The organism is Flavobacterium sp., assembly GCF_044361065.1.
Lineage (GTDB): Bacteria > Bacteroidota > Bacteroidia > Flavobacteriales > Flavobacteriaceae > Flavobacterium.
Genome location: NZ_JBIKJI010000104.1, coordinates 1 through 7,732, shown reverse-complemented (window position 1 = coordinate 7,732; position 7,732 = coordinate 1). Strand labels below are relative to the sequence as shown.

Sequence of the window (7,732 nt, the reverse complement as noted above, 5' to 3'; positions counted from 1 at the left end):
TTAGAAAATAAAAATGTTGATGTAGAAGGTTGGGGAGATGTAAATGAAGCCCGTGCCATCATTAAAGAATGCACCGAACGATTTGAAGCAATTGAAAACAAACCAGAAGGTTTATTCAGCATAAAATAAAAAAAATTAAACAATTTTTATTAAAAAAGGCAATTATCATTAGAATAATTGCCTTTTTTGTGTATTTTTGCTCGATTAAATTAAAATTAACTATTTACAAAAAACTATGAATAATTTTATGATTTATTTGCCAATTGTAATGGCAATTGTTGGATTGCTTTTTATGGCAATGAAACGTGCTTGGGTATTAAAACAAGATGCCGGAGACGGTAAAATGAAAGAAATTTCAGATTACATTTATGAAGGAGCATTGGCTTTCCTAAAAGCGGAATACAGATTATTAACTGTATTTGTAATTCTTGCAAGTATTGTTTTGGCTGGAATCACTTTCATTCCTGGAGTTAAAACACATTTATTTATTGTTGTAGCGTTTATTTTTGGAGCCTTTTTCTCAGCATTAGCAGGAAATATGGGTATGAAAATTGCTACAAAAACAAATGTAAGAACAACACAAGCGGCTCGTACAAGTTTACCACAAGCACTAAAAGTTTCATTTAGTGGAGGAACAGTAATGGGATTAGGAGTAGCTGGATTAGCTGTATTAGGTTTAACAGGTTTTTTCATATTATTATTTAGATATTTTATGCCAGGCGGTGTTTGGACAAATACGGAAGATATGACCGTAGTTTTAGAAACATTAGCAGGTTTCTCTTTAGGAGCTGAATCTATTGCATTATTTGCACGTGTGGGTGGTGGTATTTATACCAAAGCTGCTGACGTAGGTGCTGATTTAGTTGGTAAAGTAGAAGCAGGTATTCCAGAAGATGACCCAAGAAACCCAGCGACTATTGCTGATAACGTTGGTGATAATGTAGGAGACGTAGCTGGTATGGGTGCCGATTTATTCGGATCTTATGTAGCAACAGTATTAGCTGCTATGGTTTTAGGAAATTATGTAATTAAAGATATGGGTGGTAAAATCGAAGACGCTTTTGGCGGAATCGGACCAATTTTATTACCAATGGCAATTGCTGGTTTTGGAATTTTATTTTCTATCATTGGAACGATGTTGGTTAAAATTTCAAGCGATGATGCTAAAGAAGCACAAGTACAAAAAGCATTAAATATTGGAAACTGGGTTTCTATTCTTTTAACTTTAGTAGCGTGTTACTTTTTAGTAGAATATATGTTACCTGCAACAATGAAAATGGAATTTTACGGAGAAGGATTAAAAGATATCTCTTCTATGCGTGTTTTCTATGCTACAATTGTAGGATTAATAGTTGGTGGAGCCATTTCATCAGTTACTGAATATTATACAGGTTTAGGTACAAAACCAGTTTTAGCAATTGTACAAAAATCATCAACTGGAGCTGGAACTAACGTAATTGCAGGTTTAGCAACAGGTATGATTTCAACATTCCCAACCGTATTATTATTTGCTGCGGCAATTTGGGCTTCATATGCTTTTGCAGGATTCTATGGAGTTGCTTTAGCTGCTTCTGCAATGATGGCTACAACAGCTATGCAATTAGCAATTGATGCATTTGGACCTATTTCGGACAATGCAGGTGGTATTGCTGAAATGAGCGAATTACCAAAAGAGGTTCGTACTCGTACAGATATTTTAGATTCAGTTGGTAACACAACAGCTGCAACAGGAAAAGGATTCGCAATCGCTTCTGCCGCGTTAACATCTTTAGCTTTATTTGCTGCTTATGTAACGTTTACAGGTATTGACGGTATTAATATTTTTAAAGCACCAGTATTAGCGATGTTATTTATTGGAGGAATGATTCCTGTAGTATTCTCTGCATTAGCAATGAATTCTGTAGGTAAGGCTGCAATGGATATGGTATACGAAGTACGTCGTCAGTTCAAAGAAATTCCAGGAATTATGGAAGGAACTGGCAAACCAGAATATGGTAAATGTGTGGAAATTTCAACTAAAGCGGCTTTACGCGAAATGATGTTACCAGGTATTTTAACAATAGGTTTCCCAATTGCAATTGTACTTTTAGGAAAATTAGTATACCCAGATGATAATCAATTAATCGCTGAAATGTTAGGTGGTTATATGGCTGGAGTTACCGTTTCAGGTGTACTTTGGGCGGTATTCCAAAATAACGCAGGTGGTGCTTGGGATAATGCTAAAAAATCTTTTGAAGCTGGAGTTGAAATCAATGGTGAAATGACATTCAAAGGTTCGGATGCGCACAAAGCAGCTGTAACTGGAGATACTGTTGGAGATCCATTTAAAGACACTTCTGGCCCTTCAATGAACATCTTAATTAAATTAACGTGTTTAATTGGATTGGTAATCGCACCTATTTTAGGTGGTCATTCTGAAGGAACAAAAAAAGAAATGAAATACACAATTATCAAAATGAATGGTGATAGTATTTCAGAAATGGGTAAATGCGATATGACAAAATGCGCAACTATGACTAAAGATGAATGTGCAAAAATGTGTGATTCTTTAGGTTGTTCTGCAGAAGAGAAAGAAATGTGTATGTCTCATTATGACGCTAATGGTAAATTCATTGGAAAAGAAGGAGAAAAATCTTGCTGTTCTAAAGTCGCTGATAAAAACGTTAAAGTAGAAATTACAAATAATAACGGAAAAGCAAAAGCAACAGTTACAACTTCTATTAACAAGAGTGTAAATGTTCAAACTTTTGAAGGTTCATTAGAAGATGTTAAGGCTAAAGTTGAAGCTTTGAAATAAAAGATTCTTTATAAAATAGAAAACCGCACAGCAATGTGCGGTTTTTTTTATACAATTATTTTGTATATTTATCCTGTACATAAATAATTACTTATGAAAACAACCTTTACATTTCTATTATTTTTATTAATCTCGTTGAGTTTTTCTCAAAACAATATTGCAGTTATACCAAAACCACAAAATACTTTAGTAGGAAAAGGTAGTTTTTATATTAACGAAAAAACGTATATTCAAGCCGATGAAAATTCATTTGAAGCTAATTATTTAAAAGAAGCAATACAAATTCAAACAGGATTACATCTGAAAATAACTTCAAAAAATAATTATAAAAACATCCATTTGGTTTTACTAGAGCCTAAAATTGCAAATTTCAACAAAGAGCAATATGAAATAGTAGTATCTGATTCAGAAATAATTATTTCAGCATATACTAATCAAGGACTTTTTTATGGTATTCAAACGTTATTGCAAATGGTTCCGTTTGAGAAAAAAAACGAAATTGCGATCCCTTGGATAAAAATATCAGATGCCCCAAAATACGCTTGGCGTGGAATGCATTTTGATGTTTGCAGACACTACTTCCCTATTACATTTATCAAAAAATACATTGATTATTTAGCGCATTATAAAATGAATACTTTTCATTGGCACTTAACCGAAGATCAAGGTTGGCGTATTGAAATCAAAAAATATCCAAAATTAACAGAGGTTGGAGCGTGGCGAAATGGTTCGATGATAGGGCGTTATGACGACCAAAAAATTGATGATATAAAATATGGTGGTTTTTACACCCAAGAAGAAATTAAAGAAGTAGTAGCTTACGCTTCAAAACGACACATTACAATTGTTCCAGAAATCGAAATGCCCGGACATTCACTTGCTGCATTGGCTGCTTATCCAGAATTATCTTGTACGGGCGGTCCATTTGAAGTAGGTAAAAAATGGGGCGTTTTCGATGATGTATATTGCCCTAAAGAAGAAACGTTTACGTTTTTAGAAAATGTGCTGTCCGAAGTACTGGCTTTATTTCCTTCTGAATACATTCATATTGGTGGTGATGAATGTCCAAAAACACGATGGAAAAGTTGTGCACATTGCCAAAAAATTATAAAAGAAAAAGGATTAAAAGACGAACACGAATTACAAAGTTATTTTATCCAACGCATTGAAAAATTTGTAAATAGTAAAGGTCGAAAAATTATTGGCTGGGATGAAATTCTGGAAGGCGGTTTAGCTCCAAACGCTGCCGTTATGAGTTGGCGCGGAACTGAAGGCGGAATTGCAGCAGCCAAGCAAAAACATTATGTAGTAATGACACCTGGTTCGCATTGTTATTTTGATCATTATCAAGGAAAACCAGAAAACGAACCGTTAGCCATTGGCGGATTTACTTCTTTAGAAAAAGTCTATAATTTTAATCCAATGCCGAAAGAACTTATTTTAGAAGAACAAAAATATATTTTAGGCGCGCAAGCCAATGTTTGGACGGAATATATTCTTACTCCAGAACAAGTTGAATATATGATTATGCCAAGAATGTCTGCGCTTGCCGAAGTTTTATGGGGAACCGCAAATCCAGAAAATTTTATTGATTTTAAAACCCGTTTGCAAGCACAAGAAATTTGGCTTAGAAACAACAATATCAATTATAGAAAAACCTCATTTACAGAATAAATAGGATGACAAATAGAAGAAATTTTTTAAAGAAAACCGCTCTAGCCACTGCAGGTTTGGCGCTTACAAGTTTCAAAAATACGACTGAAACTGTTGAAAATAAAGTGGCGTTAAATACGGTTCAAAAACCAATAGTGCTTTCCACTTGGCGATTCGGAATTGAAGCCAATGCCGCCGCTTGGGAAATTTTAAGCAAAAATGGCAGGGCTTTAGATGCCGTAGAAGCTGGCGTGAAAATTCCAGAAGGCGATCCAAACGAACGCAGCGTAGGCTATGGTGGTCGCCCTGATAGAGACGGTAAGGTAACCCTTGATGCTTGTATTATGGACGAATTTTCAAATATTGGTTCAGTAGCCTGTTTGGAACACATCAAACATCCTATTTCTGTCGCCAGAGCAGTGATGGAAAAAACACCACACGTGATGTTGGTCGGAAAAGGAGCGTTACAATTTGCGCTTTCACAAGGATTTAAAAAAGAAAATTTATTAGTTGAAGACTCCGAAAAAGAATGGAAAGATTGGTTAAAAACCAGTCAATACAAACCCATTGCGAATATCGAAAACCACGACACCATCGGAATGATTGCTTTGGATGCAAATGGAAATTTATCAGGTGCGTGTACAACCAGCGGTATGGCGTTTAAAATGCACGGACGTGTGGGTGATTCCCCAATTATTGGTGCGGGATTATATGTAGATAATGAAATTGGTGCTGCAACTGCAACAGGGCACGGCGAGGAAGTCATTCGGATTACAGGATGCCATTTGGTGGTAGAATTAATGCGACAAGGTTTGTCTCCTCAAAAAGCTTGTGAAGAAGCGGTAATGCGAATTGTAAAACTAACTAAAAATCGAGGTAAAGAATTAAAAGACATTCAAGTTGGATTCATTGCTTTGAATAAAAAAGGAGAATATGGTTCCTATTGTATACAAGGTGGTTTCAATTATGCTGTTTATGACGCAACTGGAAATAGATTAATAGATGCTAATTACTTTTTGAAATAATTTTTCGCCACAGATTAATGAATTTTAAGGATTATTTAATCCGTGAGAATTTGTGTAATCCGTGGCAAATATTCATAATTTATGTTCCAAAATAAAAAAATAGAAATCGCTTGTTTTAATCTCGAATCTGCAACACTAGCTCAAAAAGCAGCTGCGGATAGAGTCGAATTATGTGCTAATGTTTCAGTTGGAGGAACTACGCCGTCAATCGAAATCATTCAACAAGCTCGAGAGCATTTGACAATCGATATCTATGTGATGATTCGTCCAAGAGGAGGGAATTTTGTTTACTCAGAAGCAGAATTTCAACAAATGAAATCGGACATCGAAAACATCAAACAACTTGGCGTTAACGGATTTGTTTTTGGAATTTTAAATGAAGATAAAACAATTAATATCGAACAAAATAAAGCTTTAGTTGAATTGGCAAAACCATTTCCTTGTTCTTATCATCGTGCCTTTGATGCTGTTTCTAATTATGAACAAGCTTTGGAAGATGTTATTGCTTGCGGATTTTCAACCTTACTAACTTCAGGCACATTTTCTAATGTTACGGAAGGAAAAGAAGTCTTGAAAAAATTAGTTGAACAAGCAAAAAATAGAATCGAAATTATGCCAGGTGGCGGATTGCGTTCAACCAATATTTCAGAATTGAATAAAATCGCCAATGCAAATTGGTATCATTCATCCGCTATAACCGATGAAGCTGAAATTGCAAATCCAGAGGAAATTACCCAACTAAAGGAAAAGTTGCAATCGTAAATGATTTGATATGTTTAAAAAAACAACACTGTTTCTAATTTTCATTTGCTATTCCGTTTTTGGACAAACAACCTATCGCAATTTGTCATCTGAAAAATGGACATTCAACAAGCAAAACGAAACAAAAAAACACAAGGCAACTGTTCCCGGAACCGTTCACACCGATTTATATGAAAACAAATTAATTCCTGATCCATTTTACGGAGCCAATGAAAAACAATTGCAATGGATTGAAAATGAAAATTGGGAATACGAATCTACATTTTTCTTATCTGAAAAAGAAATTTCAAATGAAAATATCGAATTAGAATTTGATGGATTAGACACCTATGCTACTATTTATATAAATGGGAAAATGGTTTTAGAAGCGGATAATATGTTTCGAAAATGGATAATTTCAGCGAAAAACCATCTTAAAAAAGGAAAAAATCATCTAAAAATTGTATTTCTATCAGCCGTTCAAAAAGGAAAAGTAGAAGCTTCAAAACTACCTTATACGTTACCTGAAAAAGAACGTGTTTTTGTAAGAAAAGCACAATATCAGTTTGGTTGGGATTGGGGTCCTCGATTTGTAACCGCAGGTATTTGGAAAAAAGTGCAATTGAAGTTTTGGAATTCGGCTACAATCGAAAATATAAAATTCAGTCAACTCGAATTGAATGATAAAAAAGCGATTTTGGAATTTACAACTGAAATTCGTGTTTCTGAAGTGAATACAATTCAATTGAAAATTAATGAAAAAGCAGAAACATTTCATCTTAAAAAAGGAACGAATAAAGTAAAAATGCCCTATGAAATTTCGAATCCAAAATTGTGGTGGAGCAACGGATTAGGATTTCCACATCAATATGAATTTCATTTTTCATTGAAACAAAATCGTGAAATTTTAGATAAAAAAGAACTAAAAATAGGTCTTCGAACCATTGAATTAATTCAAGATAAAGATGAATTTGGAACAAGCTTTTATTTCAAATTAAACGGCAAACCAGTTTTTATGAAAGGGGCAAATTATATTCCGCCAGATAGTTTTATTCCAAAACAAACGCTATCAAGTTATCACGAGACAATTCAAAACGCCAGAAAAGCAAATATGAATATGCTTCGCGTTTGGGGTGGTGGCGTATATGCCGATGACGAATTTTGCAATGCTTGTGATGCTAATGGAATTTTAGTTTGGCAAGATTTTATGTTTGCTTGCGCGATGTATCCCGGAGATGAAAAATTTGTAGAAAATGTTAAACAAGAAGTAATTGATAACGTAAACCGTTTGCAAAATCACCCAAGTATTGCACTTTGGTGTGGCAATAATGAAAACGACGAAGGTTGGCACAATTGGGGTTGGCAAAAACAATTTAATTATTCAAAAGCAGATTCGACTCAAATTTGGAACGATTATAAAAAAGTATTTCAAGAACTCATTCCTCAAACATTAGATAGTCTTTTATCCAAAGAAAGAAATCTATATTGGCCTTCTTCTCCTTCCATTGGTTGGGGA

Annotated in this window: 5 protein-coding genes; all 5 read left to right on the top strand. The window is 34.5% G+C overall.

What is annotated here, in order from left to right; translation table 11 throughout:
• Positions 1-235 precede the first annotated feature (235 nt).
• A complete protein-coding gene (locus ACIQ11_RS07250) occupies positions 236-2,797 on the top strand; it encodes a sodium-translocating pyrophosphatase (RefSeq protein WP_396154006.1) in 2,562 nt (853 codons plus the stop codon).
• Positions 2,798-2,890: 93 nt separating this feature from the next.
• A complete protein-coding gene (locus ACIQ11_RS07245) occupies positions 2,891-4,471 on the top strand; it encodes a beta-N-acetylhexosaminidase (RefSeq protein ID WP_396154005.1) in 1,581 nt (526 codons plus the stop codon).
• 5 nt (positions 4,472-4,476) lie between these two features.
• The gene (locus ACIQ11_RS07240; RefSeq protein WP_396148148.1) at positions 4,477-5,475 is read left to right on the top strand and encodes an isoaspartyl peptidase/L-asparaginase family protein; all 999 of its coding nucleotides are present in this window, start codon (positions 4,477-4,479) and stop codon (positions 5,473-5,475) included.
• Between the two features lie 81 nt (positions 5,476-5,556).
• Positions 5,557-6,237 (top strand): copper homeostasis protein CutC, encoded by a 681-nt coding sequence (locus tag ACIQ11_RS07235; protein ID WP_396154004.1) that lies wholly within the window; start codon positions 5,557-5,559, stop codon positions 6,235-6,237.
• Between the two features lie 10 nt (positions 6,238-6,247).
• A partial coding sequence (locus ACIQ11_RS07230) for a glycoside hydrolase family 2 protein (RefSeq protein WP_396154003.1) occupies positions 6,248-7,732 on the top strand: 1,485 nt, incomplete at its 3' end.